Source organism: Limnohabitans sp. WS1, assembly GCF_003063265.1.
Lineage (GTDB): Bacteria > Pseudomonadota > Gammaproteobacteria > Burkholderiales > Burkholderiaceae_C > Limnohabitans_A.
In genome coordinates this window covers 148,716-168,465 of record NZ_NERU01000002.1, presented here as the reverse complement: position 1 = coordinate 168,465, position 19,750 = coordinate 148,716, and the positions used below count along the sequence as shown (strand labels likewise).

The 19,750-nt window shown below is 60.8% G+C and carries 20 protein-coding genes; 15 read left to right on the top strand and 5 right to left on the bottom strand.

Annotation, left to right across the window (positions count from 1 at the left end):
* Positions 1 to 57: 57 nt before the first annotated feature.
* Entirely contained in the window at positions 58 to 2,154 is a 2,097-nt protein-coding gene (gene dnaG / locus B9Z48_RS04525; RefSeq protein WP_108377308.1) for a DNA primase, read from the top strand.
* A gap of 67 nt (positions 2,155 to 2,221) precedes the next feature.
* Here the strand turns inward: dnaG and cysE are convergent, their stop codons facing one another.
* A complete protein-coding gene (gene cysE / locus B9Z48_RS04520; RefSeq protein WP_108377307.1) occupies positions 2,222 to 2,989 on the bottom strand; it encodes a serine O-acetyltransferase in 768 nt (255 codons plus the stop codon).
* Between the two features lie 11 nt (positions 2,990 to 3,000).
* Positions 3,001 to 3,732: an RNA methyltransferase gene (locus B9Z48_RS04515; protein ID WP_108377306.1), complete on the bottom strand. Its 732-nt coding sequence runs from the start codon at positions 3,730 to 3,732 to the stop codon at positions 3,001 to 3,003.
* Between the two features lie 98 nt (positions 3,733 to 3,830).
* Here B9Z48_RS04515 and B9Z48_RS04510 point away from each other — a divergent pair, with 98 nt between their 5' ends.
* The 3 genes from B9Z48_RS04510 to B9Z48_RS04500 all read left to right on the top strand — a co-directional run bounded on the left by B9Z48_RS04510 (position 3,831) and on the right by B9Z48_RS04500 (position 5,441).
* Positions 3,831 to 4,061: an addiction module protein gene (locus B9Z48_RS04510; protein ID WP_089954295.1), complete on the top strand. Its 231-nt coding sequence runs from the start codon at positions 3,831 to 3,833 to the stop codon at positions 4,059 to 4,061.
* A 12-nt stretch (positions 4,062 to 4,073) separates the two neighbouring features.
* Entirely contained in the window at positions 4,074 to 4,262 is a 189-nt protein-coding gene (locus B9Z48_RS21630) for a hypothetical protein (protein ID WP_199233451.1), read from the top strand.
* 216 nt (positions 4,263 to 4,478) lie between these two features.
* Positions 4,479 to 5,441, top strand: coding sequence for an inositol monophosphatase family protein (locus tag B9Z48_RS04500; RefSeq protein ID WP_108377305.1), 963 nt, complete (start codon positions 4,479 to 4,481; stop codon positions 5,439 to 5,441).
* 82 nt (positions 5,442 to 5,523) lie between these two features.
* On the opposite strand, the gene B9Z48_RS04495 is transcribed toward B9Z48_RS04500, so the two are convergent.
* Both B9Z48_RS04495 and B9Z48_RS04490 read right to left on the bottom strand, forming a co-directional pair.
* Positions 5,524 to 6,855, bottom strand: a complete 1,332-nt coding sequence (locus B9Z48_RS04495; protein WP_108377304.1) for a hemolysin family protein — start codon at positions 6,853 to 6,855, stop codon at positions 5,524 to 5,526.
* A gap of 202 nt (positions 6,856 to 7,057) precedes the next feature.
* On the bottom strand, positions 7,058 to 7,306 hold the full coding sequence (locus B9Z48_RS04490; RefSeq protein ID WP_199233450.1) for a rhodanese-like domain-containing protein: 249 nt from the start codon (positions 7,304 to 7,306) through the stop codon (positions 7,058 to 7,060).
* Between the two features lie 257 nt (positions 7,307 to 7,563).
* Here B9Z48_RS04490 and mutS point away from each other — a divergent pair, with 257 nt between their 5' ends.
* Genes mutS through B9Z48_RS04475 form a run of 3 tightly spaced genes read left to right on the top strand, consistent with a single transcriptional unit; the run spans position 7,564 to position 11,867 of the window.
* Positions 7,564 to 10,224, top strand: a complete 2,661-nt coding sequence (gene mutS, locus B9Z48_RS04485) for a DNA mismatch repair protein MutS (RefSeq protein WP_108377433.1) — start codon at positions 7,564 to 7,566, stop codon at positions 10,222 to 10,224.
* Between the two features lie 12 nt (positions 10,225 to 10,236).
* The gene (locus B9Z48_RS04480; RefSeq protein ID WP_089954311.1) at positions 10,237 to 11,064 is read left to right on the top strand and encodes a proteasome-type protease; all 828 of its coding nucleotides are present in this window, start codon (positions 10,237 to 10,239) and stop codon (positions 11,062 to 11,064) included.
* Positions 11,064 to 11,867, top strand: a complete 804-nt coding sequence (locus B9Z48_RS04475; RefSeq protein WP_089954314.1) for an alpha/beta fold hydrolase — start codon at positions 11,064 to 11,066, stop codon at positions 11,865 to 11,867. Before B9Z48_RS04480 ends, B9Z48_RS04475 begins: the two co-directional genes overlap by 1 nt.
* A gap of 19 nt (positions 11,868 to 11,886) precedes the next feature.
* Here B9Z48_RS04475 and B9Z48_RS04470 read toward each other — a convergent pair whose 3' ends face one another.
* Positions 11,887 to 12,942 carry a LacI family DNA-binding transcriptional regulator gene (locus B9Z48_RS04470; protein ID WP_233261018.1) on the bottom strand — a complete coding sequence of 352 codons (1,056 nt, stop codon included), beginning with the start codon at positions 12,940 to 12,942 and terminating at the stop codon, positions 11,887 to 11,889.
* Between the two features lie 176 nt (positions 12,943 to 13,118).
* On the opposite strand from B9Z48_RS04470, the gene B9Z48_RS04465 reads away from it, so the two are divergent.
* From B9Z48_RS04465 to B9Z48_RS04430, 8 genes are read left to right on the top strand one after another with little or no spacing between them, the layout of a single operon-like run.
* Positions 13,119 to 14,099, top strand: a complete 981-nt coding sequence (locus B9Z48_RS04465; protein ID WP_108377302.1) for a 2-hydroxyacid dehydrogenase — start codon at positions 13,119 to 13,121, stop codon at positions 14,097 to 14,099.
* A gap of 16 nt (positions 14,100 to 14,115) precedes the next feature.
* Entirely contained in the window at positions 14,116 to 14,640 is a 525-nt protein-coding gene (locus tag B9Z48_RS04460; RefSeq protein WP_108377301.1) for a gluconokinase, read from the top strand.
* Positions 14,641 to 14,659: 19 nt separating this feature from the next.
* Entirely contained in the window at positions 14,660 to 14,998 is a 339-nt protein-coding gene (locus tag B9Z48_RS04455; RefSeq protein ID WP_108377300.1) for a hypothetical protein, read from the top strand.
* Positions 14,999 to 15,038: 40 nt separating this feature from the next.
* Positions 15,039 to 16,013 (top strand): TRAP transporter substrate-binding protein, encoded by a 975-nt coding sequence (locus B9Z48_RS04450; RefSeq protein ID WP_089954326.1) that lies wholly within the window; start codon positions 15,039 to 15,041, stop codon positions 16,011 to 16,013.
* 53 nt (positions 16,014 to 16,066) lie between these two features.
* Complete coding sequence (locus B9Z48_RS04445; RefSeq protein WP_108377299.1) at positions 16,067 to 16,606, top strand: TRAP transporter small permease; 540 nt, start codon at positions 16,067 to 16,069, stop codon at positions 16,604 to 16,606.
* On the top strand, positions 16,603 to 17,886 hold the full coding sequence (locus tag B9Z48_RS04440; protein WP_108377298.1) for a TRAP transporter large permease: 1,284 nt from the start codon (positions 16,603 to 16,605) through the stop codon (positions 17,884 to 17,886). The genes B9Z48_RS04445 and B9Z48_RS04440 overlap by 4 nt, the downstream gene beginning before the upstream one ends.
* Positions 17,868 to 18,650, top strand: a complete 783-nt coding sequence (locus B9Z48_RS04435; protein WP_089954338.1) for an SDR family oxidoreductase — start codon at positions 17,868 to 17,870, stop codon at positions 18,648 to 18,650. Before B9Z48_RS04440 ends, B9Z48_RS04435 begins: the two co-directional genes overlap by 19 nt.
* Positions 18,651 to 18,670: 20 nt before the next feature.
* Positions 18,671 to 19,711: an L-idonate 5-dehydrogenase gene (locus B9Z48_RS04430; RefSeq protein WP_108377297.1), complete on the top strand. Its 1,041-nt coding sequence runs from the start codon at positions 18,671 to 18,673 to the stop codon at positions 19,709 to 19,711.
* The last annotated feature ends 39 nt before the right edge of the window (positions 19,712 to 19,750 follow it).

The window sequence follows — 19,750 nt, the reverse complement described above, 5'->3', positions numbered from 1 at the left end:
AACAAGTGTTTCGGCCCGACGGGATGGCGGCTTCAGATCGGCGAAAATAGCCCTCTTATGGCCATCCCCCAGTCTTTCATTCAAGAGTTGCTGTCCCGTGTCGACGTGGTCGACATCGTGGGCAAGTACGTGCAGCTCAAGAAAGGCGGCGCCAACTTCATGGGCTTGTGCCCTTTTCACGGCGAAAAATCACCCAGCTTCAGCGTCAGCCCCACCAAGCAGTTTTTCCACTGCTTTGGCTGCGGCAAAAACGGCAACGCCATTGGCTTTTTGATGGAGCACGCGGGCATGACCTTCATCGAGGCGGTGAAGGACCTGGCCCAGCAAACGGGCATGGTGGTGCCCGAAGAGCAGCAGTCGCCCGAAGACCGCGCCAAAGCGGCCGCCCAAAAAGCCAAACAAGACAGCCTGAGCGATGTGCTGGAAAAAGCAGGCGAGGCTTACCGCGACCAGCTCAAAATCACGCCACACGCCATCGACTACCTCAAGGGCCGGGGCCTGTCCGGCCAGATTGCCAAGCGCTTTGGCCTGGGCTACGCACCCGAAGGCTGGCGCTCACTGGCCAGCATCTTCCCCAAATACGACGACCCGCTCTTGGCCGAATCGGGCCTGGTGATCGTGAACGAAGAAGACGACAAGCGTTACGACCGTTTTCGCGACCGAATCATGTTCCCGATCCGCAACATCAAGGGCGAATGCATCGGCTTTGGTGGGCGGGTGATCGGCAGCGGCACTCCCAAATACCTCAACTCGCCCGAAACCCCGGTGTTCCACAAAGGCCGCGAACTGTATGGCCTTTACGAAGCCCGCGAAGCCCTGCACAGCGCAGGCTATGTGCTGGTGACCGAAGGCTACATGGACGTGGTGGCACTGGCGCAACTCGGCTTTGCCAACGCCGTGGCCACGCTGGGCACGGCTTGCACGCCCGACCATGTGCAAAAACTCTTTCGCTTCACCGACTCGGTCGTCTTCAGTTTTGACGGCGACAGCGCTGGCCGCCGCGCCGCCCGCAAGGCGCTCGACGGTGCCCTGCCCTACGCCACCGATGTGCGCAGCATCAAGTTTTTGTTCTTGCCCGCCGAGCACGACCCCGACAGCTATGTGCGCGAGTTTGGCCAAGACGCCTTTGCCGAGCAGATCAAGCAAGCCATGCCCCTGTCGCGCTTTTTGATCGAAGCGGCCAGTGCCGACTGCGATCTGCAAACCGCTGAAGGCCGCGCACGCCTGTCCAGCCAGGCCCGTCCGCTGTGGCAGCTGCTGCCGGACGGGGCGCTCAAACAGCAACTGCTGTCTGAGCTGGCGCAACTCATCCAGCTGGAAACGGCAGGCCTGGAAAAACTTTGGGGCCAACAAGCGGCCAGTGACCAACGCTTTTCCCCTGCCGCCCGCAGTGCCACGCCCTCGCTGCAACAAGCCAACGCGGCCTTTAGCCAAGCTACGGCCAGCAGCGATGATTACCCCCAGTTTGAGCCTCACTATGGCGAGCCAACCGCCTGGCCCAGCGACCCTGGGCATCACCCAGCGCCCGCTGGCAGCTATGGGGGGCCAAGTGGCTACGGTCATGCCGGGGCTGGCGGCAACAACTGGCCACGCAAAAATCCCAACTGGACACCCGGCTTCAAGGGCAACAGCCGCTTCAAGCGTGATCAGCCGCCCGTTTACACCGGCCCCCGCACCCCACCGGCCAGCCGCGCCGACCATGCCGCCCGCCTGCTGCTGGGCAATATGGCGCTCTGGGAAACCTTGGCCGGAGAAGACCACGCCATGCTCTGTGCACAGCCTGCGCCGCATGGCCCCTTGTTTGCCTGGCTCGAATCACAGTTTCATGAGCAAGGGGCTTTGGGCTGGTCGGCCTTGCAAGCCGAAATGCAAGGCCAATCCTTTGCCGACGATGCCCGGCGTTGGACAGCCCAAGACCATCTGGGGGTCACACCGGGCAGCGAAGAGGCCCCACCACCCGACCCGAAAGAAGCCCGACAAGAGCTGCGACGCCTGCTCAACATGATGCTGATTGACCGCCTCAAGCAGCTCGAAACCGAAGCCCTGACACAGGCCAGCACCGGCCAGGACCCCGAAGCCCAGCAACGCTGGCGCAGCCTGCACGAACGGCGCAAAGCGCTGATGGCCACAGCGGCAGCACCCAACGAATCTTGATCCCTCAGGGGCTTGGTGTTGGGATTCATCGCAACGAGCGCGTCCCGCCGACAAGGCTTGACCGAACTTACTTGTCCAGCAAACGGTTGAGTTTTTCAGCCTCAAAACTTTCGCCGGTGGCGGCATCGCCTGGCATGGGCAGCTGCTGCTGGGCACACAACTGCTCCAGGGCTTTCCAGATCATGGCAATCTGGTGTTCTTGCCCGGCCGCATTGTCGATCAGGCCACGCAAAGCCTGGCTCACCGGGTCATCGTCTTGGGTGATGCCATAAGCCGTGAACTTGCGGTCTGTGCTCGACACATCAGCGCTTTCGCCCGCTTTGGACGGGATGATGCGAGCCGGAATGCCCACCGCTGTGGCCCCGGCGGGCACCGGCTTGATCACCACGGCGTTGCTGCCAATCTTGGCCCCGTCACCCACCTCAAAACCGCCCAACACCTTGGCCCCGGCGCTGACCACCACGTCTTTGCCCAAAGTGGGGTGGCGCTTGGCACCTTTGTAGAGCGATGTGCCGCCCAAGGTCACGCCTTGGTAAATTGTGCAACCGTCGCCAATTTCGGCCGTCTCGCCCACCACCACACCCATGGCGTGGTCAAAAAAAACACGCTCACCGATCTTGGCACCCGGATGAATTTCGATGCCGGTCAGGCCGCGGGCCAGATGCGAAATAAAACGCCCCAACCACTTGAACCCGTTGTTCCAGCACCAATGGGCCCGGCGGTGCAAGACCAAAGCGTGCAAGCCCGGGTAACAGGTCAGAACTTCCCAAGAAGTGCGTGCAGCGGGGTCTCGGTCAAGGATGCATTGAATGTCGGAGCGAAGGCGTGAAAACATAGGCTTGGAGTCTATCGCTTGGCGCTGGCGTTTTGGATCATCGCCTTGGCCACCCCGCGCAGGATGTGGATTTCTTCCGGGCTTAAATCAGCCCGATTGAACAGCTGGTTCAGCCGAGGCATGAGCTTTTTGGGCGCGGCAGGGTCCAAAAAGCCGATATCGGTCAGCGCCTGCTCCCAATGCGAGAGCATGCCCGCCACCTGCTGGGCATCGGCCTTGTCAGCCGGTGCAATGACATCCTGCACCGGAAAACCGCCCAAAGCCTCGCGCCAGTCGTAAGCCACAACCTGAATGGCCGAGCCCAAGTTGAGGGAGCCGAACTGGGGATTGGTCGGAATCGACAGCGCCACATGGCAACGGTAAACGTCTTCGTTTTTCATGCCAAAGCGCTCGGAGCCAAACAAAAAGGCCACCGACTGCTCGGGCGCACCGGGCTTGGTCAATTCAGCAAAATGTTCTCGGGGGGCTCGGGTGGGGGGGCCAAAATCACGCGGCGTCATGGCCGTTGCGCACAGATGCGTCACGCCGTCGAGTGCCTCGTCCAGCGTCTCGACCACCCGGGCTTTGTCGAGCACATCATTGGCCCCGCTGGCCCGCTGGATGGTTTCCTCCTTGCGCAGCACATTGGCCCAGCGCGGTTTGACCAGCACCAGCTCGTCAAAACCCATCACTTTCATGGCCCGGGCAGCGGCGCCCACATTGCCAGCATGGCTGGTTTCTATCAGGATAAATCGCGTTTTCATGCCCCGATTGTCCACGCTCCCATGCACTGAACTCGGTGCTTCTCGTCAAGCTTCGTTTTGCTAAACTGATCTGATCGAACAGACTTGCAGGAAACCCCATGAAATTTGACCACCTGAAAGACTTGCCCAAGGCGGAAAGCTTGCTGGCCATGGAAATTTTGTGGCAGTCCTTGTCTCAAAACCCCACCGAAGACCTGACCCCACCCTGGCACCAACAGGTACTTGCCGCACGATTGGAACGCCTGAAGTCAGGCCAGGAAAGCTGCCTGCCTTGGGATCAAGCCAAAGAGCGCTTGCGCACCCTGACCCGCCAAACCCCAAGCCACTGAGCCAGGCAAGCCATGAATGGTTGCGAGTCCATCGAGATCACGCAAGCGGCACAGGACGATTTGTTGGCGGCTTACTGGTTTTACGAACACCAGCAAGCTGGCATAGGCGCTTACTTTTTAAACAGCTTGTACGCTGACATTGACGCCTTGCAGATCAGTGCCGGTGTTCATATCAAAGTTCAACCCAGCGGCGCGTTTTGAAGCTTGGGAAGCCGCTTTCCCTTTGCCATTTGCTATTTGCTTGCGGGCAAAAAAGCCACTGTATTGGCCGTGCTGGACACCCGCCGTTCACCAGAGTGGCTGCGCGAACGTCAAAGCTTATGACGCACCAGCGACGGCTTGCTGGGCTTTTCATGAGAAAATGCGCCCCTTGTCGCCGCGATCGTGCGTGCGTTACACCCGTTCTTCACACAATTCATGTCGTCCAATCTCCACCCAATGCTCAACGTGGCCATCAAGGCTGCGCGCGCCGCTGGCGCCATCATCAACCGTGCCGCGCTCGACGTTGAAGCGGTTCGCATCTCGCAAAAACAGGTCAATGACTTCGTCACCGAAGTCGACCACGCCAGTGAAAAAGTCATCATCGACACCTTGCTGACCGCCTACCCTGACCACGGCATCCTGGCCGAAGAGTCGGGCAGCACACATGGCAACCCGCTCGCTGACCACATTTGGATCATCGACCCCCTGGACGGCACGACCAACTTCATCCACGGCTTCCCCGTTTACTGCGTGAGCATTGCCCTGCAAGTGCGCGGCAAGATCGAGCAAGCCGTCATTTACGACCCCACCCGCAACGATTTGTTCACCGCCACCAAAGGCCGTGGCGCGTTCATGAACGACCGTCGCCTGCGCGTGAGCAAGCGCATCCGCCTGCAGGAATGCATCATCTCCACCGGTTTTCCCTTCCGCAAGGGCGACAACTTCAACCAGTACCTGCGCATGATGGGCGACGTGATGCAGCGCACTGCCGGTCTGCGCCGCCCCGGTTCTGCCGCACTCGACCTGGCTTACGTGGCCGCAGGCTTCACCGACGGTTTCTTTGAAACCGGCCTCTCGCCTTGGGACGTGGCTGCGGGCTCGCTGCTGGTGACCGAAGCCGGTGGCCTGATTGGCAACTTCACGGGCGAGTCCGACTTTTTGGAACAAAAAGAATGCCTGGCTGGCGCGCCCCGCATTTACGGCCAGCTGGTCACCATCTTGGGCAAGTACAGCAAATTTGCCAGCGCGGGCGACAAAGCCAACGTGCGCACCGCCGTGGACACCCTGAGCCGTGAGCGCACAGGCGACACGCACAACCCGGACGCCGAAGGCGCTGCCGATGCCCCCGGCGAAAGCACTGAAGCGGCCAGCGACGAGCGCAAAGACGCACCGTTTTAAGCACGCGACTGACGCATCAACCTGCGTCTTCAGTCCAAAAAAAAGCACCCTCAGTGGGTGCTTTTTTGTGCCTGACAGCCGATCAGTTGCCGGCCGTTGACTCGTCGCCTGAATCGCCCTCGGGGGGTGGCAAGCGAACGGCCAACACCTTGTCAATGGCGCGGCCATCCATGTCCACAATCTCCAGTTTCCAGCCTTCCCACTGCACCGAATCGGCCACCTTGGGCAAGGTGCCCGTCAGCAGCATGATCATGCCGCTCAGCGTGTGGTAGCGCCCACGCTCTTCTTCGGGCACCTCTTGCAGGCCCAGGCGGTCCTTTAGTTCAGGCACTGGAATATGGCCGTCGAGCAACCAACTGCCATCGTCACGCTGCACGGCCCATGAAGTTTCGGGATCACGCGGCTGAAACTCACCGGTGATCGCCTCAATCAGGTCTTGCAAGGTGATGATGCCCTGCACCTCACCGTACTCGTCGATGACAAAGGCCATGTGCACATCAGACAGCCTGAAGTTATCGAGCAGCTCCATGCCAGTGATGGTCTCAGGCACGTACAAAGCGCTTTGCAAATTCTGCTCACGCAGGGCCTGCAACTGCTGGGGATCTTTGAGCGCACGGGCCAACCATTGACGTGCATTGATCACACCCAAGATGTTTTCGATGCCGTTTTGAACCACAGGAAAGCGAGCGTGGTCAGAATCTTCAATGCGCTTGAGGTTCTCTTCAAAGGAGTCGTCTACATCCAGGCACACGATGTCGGCACGCGGCACCATGAGCGAGCCGATTTGCCGGTCATCCAGCCGGAACACATTGCGCACCATGGTGTGTTCGTGCGACTCGATCACACCTGCCGAAGTTCCCTCAACCAGCATCGCGTGGATCTCTTCCTCGGTCACGGGCGTGCCCTTGGTTTCTTTGACGCCCATCAAACGCAGCAAGCCCCGGGTGGAAGCCGACAGCAAAATCACGAAAGGCTTGGTCGCCAGCGCCAGAAAGTTGATGGGCCTGGCCACCAGGCGGGCAAAGGTTTCGGGGTAAGACTGTCCAATGCGCTTGGGCACCAACTCGCCCACCACAATCGAGAAATAGGTGATCGTCAACACCACAATGCCGGTGGCGGCGAAGCTGGCATAGGCATCGGGCACCCCCAAAGACACCAGCCACATGGCCATCGGTGCGGCCAAAGCAGCCTCACCCACGATACCGTTCAAGACACCGATGGAGGTGATGCCGATCTGGATGGTGGACAAAAAACGCGTGGGATCTTCCCCCAGTTTGACAGCCGCTGCCGCGCCGCTGTCGCCCTCATCAATCAGCTTCTGAAGCCGGGCTTTGCGGGCCGTGACCAAGGCAATCTCGGACATGGCAAACACCCCGTTCAAGCAGATGAGGGCAAAAAGTATCGCTATTTCCATACAAGGGGTTCGAGCGAACCCTGAAAGTTGAGTAATCGCTATTGTAAAGAGATGTGTTTTTAAAGCCCACAGCCCCGTTTTCTACCCCGGCCCCCCATGGCCATCACTTCAAGAAGTTGGCCCAAACGCCGATGTTGTGCACGTTTTGATAACCATGCTTTTTGAGCAGCATCCGGGCCATGCCGCTGCGGGTGCCGCTGGCTCAGGCCAGCACCACCGGGGCTGTACGCGGAATTTCAGCAAGCCGCGAGCCCAACTCCTGCAACGGAATGTTCAGGGTACCGGGGGCATTGGCGTGGGCAAATTCGGACACCGAGCGCACATCGACCAAGGTGGCACCTTGCTGTTTCAAGGTTGGCAGCATGGCCACGACCCGACGCGCGTTCCACCATTTGTAGCCAAACCACAGGGCCAGGGCCATGATGGGCCAATAGTTTTTCAAAAATTCCATGGGTTCCTTCTTTTTCAAACTGGCGGCATCTTAACCAACACAACACCGCCCCAAACACAGACACAGACACAAGGCAAGGCTGCCTGAGGACCGCAAGCCACGGCAGGTCTCCCTATAAAATCTTGAGTCTTTCGAGGTTTGTTTGGCTTTTCGCGCGCTTTTTGCTCTGCGCTCAGGCCTGCAAGTTTCAAGCTGAAACACCCTCATCTCACCTCACCAACACCCGGCGACTGATCCTGAAGTCGGCCCAGCCCTTGATGCCAAAAGACATTTCCCCTGCAAATGGACCCGCCGACTACGCTGGCCACACGCCCATGATGGCCCAGTACCTGGGCATCAAGGCGGAGTTTCCAGACACGCTGGTGTTCTACCGCATGGGCGACTTTTACGAGCTGTTCTTTGGTGACGCCGAAAAAGCCGCAGGCTTGCTCGACATCACCCTCACACGCCGGGGTCAATCGGCCGGGCAGCCAGTGCTCATGGCGGGCGTGCCCTTCCACTCGGTAGAGACCTATTTGGCCCGGCTCATCAAGCTGGGCGAATCGGTGGCCCTGTGCGAACAGGTCGGCGATGTGGCCACGGCCAAAGGCCCGGTCGAGCGCAAAGTCGTGCGCGTGGTCACCCCCGGCACCCTCACCGACACCGAACTGCTGTCCGACAAAAGCGAAGCGATTTTGCTGGCCGTGCACCAAGCGGGCAAAAACCGCTGCGGCCTGGCGTGGCTGAGCGTCACGCAAGGCGTGGTGCACCTGGCCGAATGCGCGCAAGATGAATTGGCCGACTGGATTGACCGCATCAGCCCCAGCGAACTGCTGGCGAGCGCAGGCATGACGCCCACGTTTGAGCAAAAACTGCGCGGCCTCAAAACCGCAGGCCGGGGCAACTGGTCTTTTGCCATGCGGCCCGATTTTCAGTTTGACGCAGGCCTGGGCCAGCGCAAGCTGCTGGAGCAACTGCAAGCCACATCACTGGCCGCCTGGAGCGCCGATGCGCTGACCGACGCGCACGCCGCCGCTGCCGCCCTGCTCACTTACGCCGAACACACCCAAGGCCGCAGCCTGCCGCATGTGCAGCGGGTGCAGGTGCAGCGCTCGGACGCGCTGATTGACTTGCCCTCCAGCACCCGACGCAACCTGGAGCTGACCCAAACCCTGCGCGGCGAAAGCGCTGCCGATTCGCCCACGCTGTTTGCCCTGCTCGACACCTGCATGACCGGCATGGGCAGCCGCCTGCTCAAAAGCTGGCTGCTCAGCCCACCGCGCGAGCGCCAAGCCGCGAGGGACCGCCTGCAAGCCCAAGCCGTGCTGCGCGGCGACAGCGGCGCAGGCCCCTGGAGCAGCCTGCGCGAACAGCTCAAAGGCGCAAGCGACGTGGAGCGCATCACCGCCCGCACTGCGCTTCGCCAAGTGCGCCCGCGCGAGCTGGTCGCCCTGCGCCATGCGCTGGCGCGTGCGGCTGCGCTGTCTGTGCAATTGCAAGCTCTGCAACCTGAAACAGGCACGCTGTTGGCCGGCATGGCCCGCTGGCTCACGCCGCCCACAAACTGCGCCGAGCTGCTGCAAATGGCCCTGCTCGAAGAGCCCGCTGCCCTGGTGCGCGATGGCGGCGTGATCGCCGACGGCCTGGACGCCGAGCTGGACGAGCTGCGCGGCATTCAAACCAACTGCGATGCCTTCTTGCTCGACCTGGAAACCCGCGAAAAAGAGCGCACCGGCATTGCCAACCTGCGGGTGCAGTTCAACAAAGTGCACGGCTTTTACATCGAGGTCACTCAAGGGCAACTCGACAAAGTGCCCGACGACTACCGCCGTCGCCAGACCCTGAAAAACGCCGAGCGCTTCATCACGCCCGAGCTCAAAACCTTTGAAGACAAAGCCCTTTCGGCGCAAGAGCGCGCCTTGGCCCGCGAGAAGTGGCTCTACGAAGGCCTGCTCGACCAACTGCAACCCTTTGTGCCCGCGCTCACCGCTTTGGCGCAGGTCATGGCCAGCCTGGACGTGCTGTGCGCCCTGACCGAGCGCTCGCTCACCCTCAATTGGTGCGCCCCCGAATTCACCAAAGAGCCCTGCATCGAAATCCGCCAAGGCCGCCATCCGGTGGTCGAGGCGCGGCTGGCCCAGATGTCGGGCGCCAGCTTCATCGCCAATGACACGGTGCTGGGGCCACGCCAGCGCTTGCAAATCATCACCGGCCCCAATATGGGCGGCAAATCGACCTACATGCGCCAGGTGGCACTGATCGTGCTCTTGGCCAGCATCGGCAGCCATGTGCCCGCCAGCCGCTGTCGCCTGGGACCGATCGACGCCATTCACACGCGCATCGGTGCGGCCGACGACCTGGCCAACGCCCAATCGACCTTCATGATGGAGATGACCGAGGCCGCGCAAATTCTGCACAGCGCCACGCCCCACAGCCTGGTGCTGATGGACGAGATCGGGCGCGGCACCTCCACCTTTGACGGCTTGGCATTGGCCAGCGGCATCGCCACGCACCTGCACAACAAGACTCAGGCCTTTGCCCTGTTTGCCACGCACTACTTCGAGCTGACCGAGTTCCCGGCCACGCACACGGCCGCCGTCAACATGCATGTGAGCGCCGCCGAATCGGGCGCGTCGATTGTGTTCTTGCACGAGCTGCAAGCCGGCCCGGCCAGCAAGAGCTACGGCGTGCAAGTGGCGCGGCTGGCCGGCATGCCCGCCGCCGTGCTCAACCACGCCCGTCATGCGCTGAGCGCGTTGGAGGCCGGAGCCAATGAAAGCCGTCAACAGGTGGACCTGTTCGCCGCCCCCCCCGAATCCGAAGCCACCGGACCCAGCCCCATCGAAGTGGCGCTGGCCCAAATCAATCCCGATGCGCTCAGCCCCCGCGAAGCGCTCGAGGCCCTGTATGCCTTGCAGCGCTTGCTGCCCAAACATTAAAGAGAAGAAACCATGACCTATTGTGTTGCCGTCAAAACCCGCGCCGGACTGGTGTTCCTGTCCGACTCCCGCACCAATGCAGGCCTGGACCAGATCAGCACCTTCCGCAAAATGATCGTCTATGAAAAAGCGGGCGACCGCTTCATGACGCTGTTGTCAGCGGGCAACCTGAGCATCTCACAGTCGGTGCGCGAGGTGCTGCAGATCGAAAAATTGGTCGAGCCCGGGCAAGACGAACCCCTGACCATCTGGAACGCCAAAAGCATGTTCGACGCCACCCGCGTGCTGGGCGCGGCCGTGCGCCGCGTGTACGAGCGCGATGCCGCCGCCCTTCGCGCCTCGGGCGTGGAGTTCAACGTGTCCATGATCTTTGGCGGCCAAATCGGAGGCGAAGGCATGCGCCTGTTCCAGGTCTATTCACCCGGCAACTTCATCGAAGCCACCGACGAGACGCCCTACTTCCAGATCGGCGAATCCAAATACGGCAAGCCCGTGCTCGACCGCGTCATCACCCCCAACACCCCACTGGACGAAGCCGCCAAATGCGCTTTGGTCTCGATGGACTCCACCCTCAAATCCAACCTGTCGGTGGGCCTGCCGCTGGACATGGTGGTCTACCAAGCGGGCAGCCTGCAAACCGACCGCGTGATGTGCATCGACGAGCACAACCCCTATTTCAAAATGTTGCGCAGCAGCTGGGGCGACAAACTGCGCCAGATGTTCGACAGCATCGAAGACCCGATGTGGCATGGCGGCGCGACCGAGGTGCCGCTCATGGTTTCCCCGGTGCGCAACGCCTTGCTCAAAAAAATCACCACCCCCGAAGAAAAGCTGATCTGATGAACGCCCGCATCATCTTCTCGCACGGCAACAGCTTCCCGGCCAGCACCTACCGCGTCATGCTGGACAATCTGCGCCAGCGCGGCTTTCTGGTCGATGCGGTGGAGATGTACGGCCACGACCCCCAGTACCCGGTGACCAACAACTGGCCCCACCTGGTGGAGCAACTGGCCGACTTTGCGCGGGACAAGCAAAGCGAGGGGAAACCGGCCTTTTTGGTCGGCCACTCACTGGGCGGCATTTTGAGTTTGATGTGCGCCGCCCGCCACCCCGAACTGGCGCGTGGCGTGCTGCTGATCGACTCGCCCGTGCTGGGCGGCTGGCGGGCCACCACGGTGGGCTTGGCCAAGCGAACACCCCTGATTGGGGCCCTGTCGCCCGGTCGCATCAGCCAAAAACGCCGCCACCAATGGCCCGATGCACAAAGTGCGCTGGAAAGTTTCCAGCAGAAAAAAACATTTGCCCGCTGGGAACCGCAAGTTCTGCGCGACTACATCGAACACGGCACGCACGATGCCGATGGCCAGCGTGTACTCAGTTTTGACCGCAATGTGGAAACCGCCATTTACAACAGCTTGCCGCACAAACTCGACAGCCTGCTCAAACGCAAGCCCCTCAAATGCCCTGCGGCCTTCATCGGCGGCACCCATTCCGTCGAAATGCGCCAAGCGGGTGCTGATTTGACGCACAAAGTCGTCAAGGGCCGCATCATGATGCTCGACGGCTCACACCTGTTTCCCATGGAAAAACCCCTGGCCACCGCCGCCGCCATAGAGGCCAGCTTGCGCAACCTCGGAGCCTGATTCAGCACAAATTGGGGGCTCAGGTGCTTTGACGCTGCAAGATGTCAAAACCCAAATCGATCTGTGGCGTCAGGGGCTCTTCGCCCCGCATCAGGCTCAGCAGCATCTGCGCAGCTGCCTCGCCAATTTGCGCACGAGGTGTGCGCACCGTGGTCAACGGCGGCAGCATCTGGTCGCTGCCGGTCAGGTCGTTGAAGCCGGCAATGGCCACCTGCGAAGGCACAGCGATGCCTCTGCGCAAAGCGGCCATCAAAGCCCCTTGTGCCAAATCGTCGTTGCAAAAAAAGATGGCATCGACGGCAGGCCGCTGCTGCATGATTTGCTCAAACATCACCGCCCCCAAAGCCAACGATGAGGGCGCGGGGTTGAGGAACTCCAGTGTGGCCTCGTAAACACCGGCTTCTTGCAATGCGCTGCGCCAGCCGAACAACCTTTGCATGACCCGGGGATCCAGCTGCGCTGCAGCAAAGGCAATTCGACGCCGACCGGTTTGCAACAAATGCAGCGTCATGGCCGCACCGGCATCGGTTTGCCGAAAGCCCACGCAGTAAGGGCCAGCAGAGTGCGGGTCCGATGGCAAGTCCATCAGGTGCACACAAGGCACCAAGCTGCTTTCCATGAGTTTTCGGGTCACCGCGTTGTGGTCCAGCCCCGTGACCAAGAGGCCCGCTGGTCGGTGCAGCAGTTGCTCGCGCAGCAGTTGCTCTTCTTCGCTGGCGTCGTAATGCGTCACGCCCATGAGGGTTTGGTAGCCCGAGGCTCGCAATGTTTTTTGGGCTGTATCGAGCAAATCCACAAACAAGGCGTTGGACAGCAGCGGAATCAGGATGGCCACATGGTTGCTGCGCTGGGAGGCCAAGGCCCGCGCCGCCGGATCGGGCACGTAGCCAAGCCTGGCGGAGACGGCCTGCACGCGTTCGATCAAGGCGGGATCCACCGCACGCTCGCCCCGCAAAGCCCGAGACACGGTGCTGGGGCTGACGCCTGCAGCTTGCGCGACGTCGGTCAAGGTCACGCGGCCCGTGGCGCGGTGACTTTTGGTGGTCTTGGTGATCGGAGGAATGGCGTTGGGCAAGGGTTAATCCGGAGCAGGAAGGACAAGCGAAGTCGATAGGATAGCGCTATCCAAGAGTCAGGGATACAGATTGACCCAATGCAAGGGAAACCTTGATGTGCAAATGGAACTGGTCTTTTTCAGCCCTGCCTTTTTTTTGATTTTTTTGGACAGCGCTGTCCAAAGCCGAATGAACCATGGGAGTGATTGACGTGTCCAAACCCGATGTGCTGGCCGTGGCCAAACTGCACCCCTTCTACCAAAAAGCCCTGGAGTCGCTGTACACCGTGCACGACCGCACCCATGTGACCGACCCGGCCGCTTTTGCCGCCCTGGCCCCCCGCATCGTGGGTGTGGCGGGCACGGGCGAGGCCAGCGTGCCACGCAGCCTGCTGGCGCAGCTGCCCAACGCCAAAGTGGTGGCGGTGTTTGGTGTGGGCTATGACGGCGTGGATGTGCCCGCCGCGATCGAGCACGGTATCCCCGTGACCCACACGCCCGATGTGCTGACCGACGATGTGGCCGATCTGGCCATGGGCCTGGTGCTGTCGGTGGGCCGCGCCATCCCGCAAGCGGACCAATTTGTGCGTGCAGGCCAGTGGCCCAGCGGCCCCATGGCCTTGGGCCGCAAGGTGTCGGGTGCACGCATGGGCATCGTGGGGCTGGGGCGCATCGGCAAGGCCATCGCGCAACGGGCACGCGCTTTTGGCATGTCCATCGCTTACACCGCCCGCAGCGAAAAACCCGATTCAGGTTTCCAGTTTTACCCCTCGGCGGCCGAGCTGGCAGCCAACGTGGATTTTCTGGTGGCCATCACGCCCGGCGGCGCTGGCACCAAGCACCTGATCAACGCCGAAGTGCTCAAGGCCCTGGGCCCACGCGGCTTTTTGATCAATGTGGCGCGTGGCAGCGTGGTCGATGAAGAGGCGCTGATCATGGCCCTGCAAAACGGCACCATTGCAGGCGCAGGCCTCGATGTATTTGCCAACGAGCCCCATGTGCCCGAGGCGCTGTGGAGTCTGCGCAACGTGGTGCTGACCCCCCACATGGCCAGCGCCACCACCGAAACCCGCCAAGCCATGGCCGATCTGGCGTTTGCCAACATGCAGGCCGGCATTGAGGGCCAGCCCTTGCGCTCGCCTGTGCCCGAGTGCATGGGCATGGGCATGGTGAAGTGAGGTACGGCCCTTGCACATGAACACCATGCCTTTGCGCCTGATCGTCATGGGCGTGTCCGGTTGCGGCAAGTCGACCATGGCTGCTGCCTTGAGCGAACGCCTGGGCCTCGACATGGTGGACGGCGATGACCTGCACCTGCCTGAGAGCGTGGCCAAAATGCGCTCGGGCATTGCCCTGCAAGACGCCGACCGCTGGCCTTGGCTGGACCGCATTGGTCAGTGCCTCGCGCAAGCACACGAGCCTGGGCGTGTGGTGGCTTGCTCGGCGCTCAAACGGGTCTACCGAGAGCGCATCCGCGCTCAAGCGGGCGATGTGTGTTTTGTGTTTCTGGATGGTGACTACGATTTGATTGCGCAACGCATGCACCAGCGCGTGGGCCACTATATGCAGCCGGGTTTGCTCGACAGCCAGTTCCGCACCCTAGAAAAACCCCAGGCCGACGAAACCGATGTGATTCGCCTGCCCATCACCGAACCGGTTCAGGACATGGTCGCGCAAGCGATTTTGGCTTTGCACAGCCGCCTGCACCCTGCCCTCTGATTTTTTAGAAAGCCCCCTCATGTTCATCCGCTGCGCATTTTTCCAAGGCCAAGTCAAACCGGGCATGGAGGACGCCTTCAACCGCTACATCCGCGACAACTTGGTGCCGCTGTGGACCCGCTTCCCGGGCGCACAAGAAGTGCGGGTGCTGCGCCAAGTTGAAAGTGACGTGAATGATCCGCACTTTGGCATGGTGCTGTCGGTGCGTTACCCCAGCCGCGAGGCGATCGAGATCGCCCTGGCCTCTGAGGTGCGCATGAAGAGCAAAGAGGTTTCCAAGGACATGATCGCCATGTTCGATGGCACCGTGTTCCACGCCGTCTTCAGCGCAGATGAATACGCGCTGCCCACCGATTGAGTTTTGCGACAGTCCTTTAAATCAACCCGGAGACAACACCATGAAACTTTCCCGCATCCTGCTCGCCTGCCTGGTGGCCGCCGTCGGCTCCAGTGCTTACGCTGCCAAGTTCAACCTGAAAATGGGCCACGCCGTCAACGCCACCGACGGCCAGCACGCCGCTGCCCTTAAATTGGCCGAGCTGGTCAAGCAACGCACCAACGGCGATGTGGAAATCACCGTGTTCCCGGCCAACCAGCTGGGCAACGATGCGGCCATGATCAACGGCACCCGCGGCGGCACGATCGACATCGTCTCCAGCGGCGCGTCCAACTTCAACGGCATCGTGCCCAACACCGCTGCGATGGAACTGCCCTTTGTGTTCCGCAGCGCGCAACACGCCTACAACGTGCTCGACGGTGCGGTGGGCACGGGCGTTTTGAATGAGCTGGCCCCTCACGGTCTGAAAGGTCTGGCCTATTGGGAAAACGGCTGGCGCGCTTTCACCAACAACAAGCGCCCCGTGAACAAGCCTGACGACTTGAAGGGCCTGAAGATCCGCTCCACACCCAACCCTTACCACATCCAGGCTTTCAAGTTGCTGGGCATGAACCCCTCGCCCATGCCGATTGCCGAGCTGTACACCGCGCTGGAGACCGGTACTTTTGACGCGCAAGAGCACCCGATCAACGTGACCTGGTCCTCCAAGTTTTACGAAGTGCAAAAACACCTGACGGTGAGCAACCACGTTTACTCGCCCCTGGTGGTGGCCATGAACAAGGCCAAGTTCGACAGCCTGCCTGCCAACTACCAAAAAGTGGTGGTGGATGCGGCTCGCGAAGCGGCCACCTACCAGCGCAGTTTGAACGCTTCGAATGCGGGCAAGGTGATCTCTGAGCTGAAGAAATCTGGCATGCAAGTGATCGAGAACGTGGACATGGCCCCGTTCCAGAAGATCGTGTCCGCCGAAATCGCCAAGACCTTTGGTGAGAAAAACGGCCCAGCATTGCTCAAGGCCATCGAAGACACCAAGTGATGGTTTGACCCAGAACACGCCCCCTCTTTGGAGGGGGCTTTTTTGATGGCACTATGAAAAAAATCAACGACCTTTTCTTCAAGCTGGCAGAGCTCACCCTGGTCATCATGTTGTCGGCCATGGTCATCATGGTGTTTGGCAACGTGGTGCTGCGCTACGGCTTCAACGACGGCATCATCAGCTCGGAGGAGTTGTCGCGGTTTTTGTTCATCTGGATCACCTTCCTGGGGGCCATCGTCACCATGCGTGAAAACGGCCACCTGGGTCTGGACTCCATCGTGCGTAAGCTCAGCCTTCGGGGCAAAAAAATCGCCTTCGCTGTTTCCAATGTGCTGATGCTGGGCTGCTGCACCCTCATGTTTTACGGCACCTTCAAACAACACGGCATCAACGCCAGCACGCGCTCGGCCGTGACGGAAATCCCCATGAGCTGGGTGTATGGCGTGGGTTACATCACCAGCGTGGCCATGGGCCTGATGATCTTGGGCAAGCTGGTCCAGCTGGCCAAAGGCAACTTCAACGAATCCGATTTGATCCAGGTGCAAGACTCCGAAGAAGTCGTGACCGCCCACACCCAAGGGGCCTCCAAATGACCGTCATCGTGTTCATTGTGTCGCTGCTGGCGGCCATGGCGCTGGGCATGCCGCTGGCGTTTTCACTCATCGTCTCCGGCGTGGCGCTGATGCTGCACCTGGACAACTTCGACACGCAGATCGTGTCGCAAAACCTGATCAACGGCGCTGACAATTTTCCATTGATGGCCGTACCCTTTTTCATGCTGGCCGGTGAGCTGATGAATGCGGGCGGCATGAGCCGACGCATCGTCAACTCGGCCATGGTGTGGGTCGGGCACTTTCGGGGCGGCCTGGGTTATGTGGCGGTGTTTGCCGCCATCGTCATGGCCAGCTTGTCGGGCTCGGCCGTGGCCGACACGGCAGCGCTGGCCGCTGTGCTCATGCCCATGATGCGCGACGCGGGTTACCGCATGGACCGCTCGGCGGGTCTCATTGCCGCAGGCGGCATCATCGCGCCGGTCATTCCACCGTCCATCGGATTCATCTTGTTTGGTGTGATCGGCGGCGTGTCGATTTCCAAACTTTTCATGGCCGGCATTTTCCCAGGCATCTTGATGGGATTTGCCCTGATCGTGACCTGGTGGATCGTGGCCCGCAAAGACCAAGTGGTGGTGGCCGAGAAGGTGCCGTTCAAAAAACGCATCACGGTGACCATCAACGCGTTTTGGTCTTACCTGCTGGCCATCACCATCATTGGCGGCATGAAGATGGGCGTCTTCACACCCACCGAAGCGGCGGTGGTGGCAGTGGTCTACTCCTTGTTTGTGGGCCTGTTCATTTACCGCGAAATCAAGCTCAAAGACCTGTACGGCATCATCCTGTCTGCGGCAAAAACCTCTTCGGTGGTCATGTTCTTGGTGGCGGCGGCCTTGGTATCGGCCTGGCTCATCACGGTGGCCAATATTCCGGCGCAGATTGTCGAAATTTTGCGGCCGTTCATTGACAACAAAACCCTGCTGATGGTCATGCTGATGCTGCTGGTGATGATTGTGGGCACGGCACTGGACTTTGCGCCCACGGTGCTGATCCTGACCCCCGTGCTCATGCCCTTGGTGCGCGAAGCGGGCATTGACCCGGTGTATTTTGGCGTGCTGTTCATCATCAACAACGCCATCGGTTTGCTCACCCCGCCTGTCGGCACGGTGCTCAATGTGGTTTGCGGCGTGGGCCGCATCCCGATGCACGACGTCATTCGTGGCGTCATGCCTTTCCTGGCTTCGCAGGTGGTGGTGATGGGTGCACTCATTGCCTTCCCGAGCCTGGTGATGGTTCCTCTGAAATGGATGCTGATGCGATGAATGTTCTGAATTCCTTCAATTTATCGGGCCACCGCGCCCTGATCACCGGCTCTTCGGCGGGCATTGGTTTGGCCCTGGCCGAGGCCCTGGCGCAAGCCGGGGCGCACGTCGTCCTGAACGGCCGCACGGCCAATAAAGTGGATGCCGCTGCGCAGAGTTTGAAAGCCCAAGGCTTGTCCGTCAGCACCTCGGTGTTTGATGTGACCGATGCCGACAGCGTGCGCTCGGCCGTCGATCAGATCGAGGCCGAGGGGCCGATCGACATCCTGGTCAACAACGCGGGCATGCAGATTCGCGGCCCGCTGCATGAGTATGCGGACAGCGACTGGCACACCCTCATGAAGACCAACCTGGACAGCGTGTACTACGTGGGCCAGGCGGTGGCCAAAAAAATGATCCCGCGTGGACGCGGCAAGATCATCAACATTTGCTCGGTGCAAAGCGAGCTGGGCCGCCCCGGTATTGCGCCCTACACCGCCACCAAGGGCGCGGTGAAGATGCTGACCAAAGGCATGGCCATCGACTGGGGCCAGTTTGGCATCAACGTCAACGGCATTGGCCCGGGCTACTTCAAGACCGAACTGAACCAAAAGCTGGTCGATGATCCGGCCTTCAGCAGCTGGCTGGTGGGCCGAACACCGAGCCGCCGCTGGGGCGATGTGCAAGACCTGGGCGGCGCGGCCGTCTTTCTGGCCTCGGACGCTTCGCGTTTTGTGAACGGCCATATTCTTTACGTTGACGGCGGCGTGACCGCCACCCTTTGAAGCTTTTGCAAGGACATTCCATGAAATCCGTTGTCTGCCATTCGGCAAAAGATCTGCGCATCGAAGACACCGAACTGCCCACCTTGGGCGAACACCAACTGCGCGTGAATGTGGCCTATGGCGGCATTTGCGGCTCGGACCTGCATTACTACCAGCACGGCGGCTTTGGCACCGTGCGCATCAAGCAGCCCATTGCACTGGGCCATGAGATTTCGGGTGTGGTGGATGGCGTGGGTGCAGGTGTGAGCGGCGTGCCCAAAGGCCAGCGCATCGCCATCTCGCCGTCGCGCCCCTGCGGCCACTGCCGCTTTTGCCAAGCAGGCCAGCACAACCACTGCCTGAACATGCGTTTTTACGGCAGCGCCATGCCCTTTCCGCACATCCAGGGCGGGTTCAGCGAGCAACTGATCATCGAGGGCTACCAAGCCCACCCGATTGCCGACCACCTGAGCCTGTCCGAAGCCGCGCTGGCCGAGCCTTTGTCGGTGGGCCTGCACGCCATCCAACGCGCAGGCAGCGTGCTGGGCAAACAGGTGCTGGTGACCGGTTGCGGCCCGATTGGCTCGCTCTTGATTGGTGCTTTGCGCCGTGCAGGTGCGGCCCGCATCGTGGCCGCCGACATCGCCGATTTGCCCCTGAAGTGCGCCAAGGAAATGGGCGCAGACGAGACCATCAACCTCAAGTCTGATGCAGCAGCCTTGGACAAATACAAAGTGGACAAAGGCCAGTTTGACGTGGTGTTCGAGGCCTCGGGCAGCGAAGCTGCATTGCGCGTGGGTCTGGACACCATCGTGCCGCGTGGCGTGCTGATCACCGTGGGCATGGGTGGCGACATCAGCCTGCCCATGACACAGATCGTGGCCAAAGAAGTGGACCTGCGTGGCACCTTCCGCTTCCACGCCGAATTTGCCACCGCTGTGCGCTTCTTGAACGAAGGCCTGGTCAACGGCAAACCGGTCATCACCAGCGTCTTGCCACTGGACCGCGCCATCGAAGCCTTTGACCTGGCAGCAGACAAAAGCCAGTCACTCAAGGTACAGATTTCTTTCCAAAACGCCTGAAAATCTGGCTTTTTCCAGCCCTCTCTAGAAAGTTCTCAC

What these genes read in the sequence shown, in the direction of transcription:
- B9Z48_RS04450 (WP_089954326.1), top strand. Translation starts at nt 15,039, where the DNA reads ATGAAACTTTCCCGCATCCTGCTCGCCTGCCTGGTGGCCGCCGTCGGC.
- B9Z48_RS04515 (WP_108377306.1), bottom strand. Translation starts at nt 3,732, where the DNA reads ATGAAAACGCGATTTATCCTGATAGAAACCAGCCATGCTGGCAATGTG.
- dnaG (WP_108377308.1), top strand. Translation starts at nt 58, where the DNA reads ATGGCCATCCCCCAGTCTTTCATTCAAGAGTTGCTGTCCCGTGTCGAC.
- B9Z48_RS04490 (WP_199233450.1), bottom strand. Translation starts at nt 7,306, where the DNA reads ATGGAATTTTTGAAAAACTATTGGCCCATCATGGCCCTGGCCCTGTGG.
- B9Z48_RS04500 (WP_108377305.1), top strand. Translation starts at nt 4,479, where the DNA reads ATGTCGTCCAATCTCCACCCAATGCTCAACGTGGCCATCAAGGCTGCG.
- B9Z48_RS04480 (WP_089954311.1), top strand. Translation starts at nt 10,237, where the DNA reads ATGACCTATTGTGTTGCCGTCAAAACCCGCGCCGGACTGGTGTTCCTG.
- B9Z48_RS04475 (WP_089954314.1), top strand. Translation starts at nt 11,064, where the DNA reads ATGAACGCCCGCATCATCTTCTCGCACGGCAACAGCTTCCCGGCCAGC.
- B9Z48_RS04510 (WP_089954295.1), top strand. Translation starts at nt 3,831, where the DNA reads ATGAAATTTGACCACCTGAAAGACTTGCCCAAGGCGGAAAGCTTGCTG.
- B9Z48_RS04465 (WP_108377302.1), top strand. Translation starts at nt 13,119, where the DNA reads ATGGGAGTGATTGACGTGTCCAAACCCGATGTGCTGGCCGTGGCCAAA.
- mutS (WP_108377433.1), top strand. Translation starts at nt 7,564, where the DNA reads ATGCCAAAAGACATTTCCCCTGCAAATGGACCCGCCGACTACGCTGGC.
- B9Z48_RS21630 (WP_199233451.1), top strand. Translation starts at nt 4,074, where the DNA reads ATGAATGGTTGCGAGTCCATCGAGATCACGCAAGCGGCACAGGACGAT.
- B9Z48_RS04455 (WP_108377300.1), top strand. Translation starts at nt 14,660, where the DNA reads ATGTTCATCCGCTGCGCATTTTTCCAAGGCCAAGTCAAACCGGGCATG.
- B9Z48_RS04435 (WP_089954338.1), top strand. Translation starts at nt 17,868, where the DNA reads ATGGATGCTGATGCGATGAATGTTCTGAATTCCTTCAATTTATCGGGC.
- B9Z48_RS04445 (WP_108377299.1), top strand. Translation starts at nt 16,067, where the DNA reads ATGAAAAAAATCAACGACCTTTTCTTCAAGCTGGCAGAGCTCACCCTG.
- cysE (WP_108377307.1), bottom strand. Translation starts at nt 2,989, where the DNA reads ATGTTTTCACGCCTTCGCTCCGACATTCAATGCATCCTTGACCGAGAC.
- B9Z48_RS04440 (WP_108377298.1), top strand. Translation starts at nt 16,603, where the DNA reads ATGACCGTCATCGTGTTCATTGTGTCGCTGCTGGCGGCCATGGCGCTG.
- B9Z48_RS04460 (WP_108377301.1), top strand. Translation starts at nt 14,116, where the DNA reads ATGAACACCATGCCTTTGCGCCTGATCGTCATGGGCGTGTCCGGTTGC.
- B9Z48_RS04430 (WP_108377297.1), top strand. Translation starts at nt 18,671, where the DNA reads ATGAAATCCGTTGTCTGCCATTCGGCAAAAGATCTGCGCATCGAAGAC.
- B9Z48_RS04495 (WP_108377304.1), bottom strand. Translation starts at nt 6,855, where the DNA reads ATGGAAATAGCGATACTTTTTGCCCTCATCTGCTTGAACGGGGTGTTT.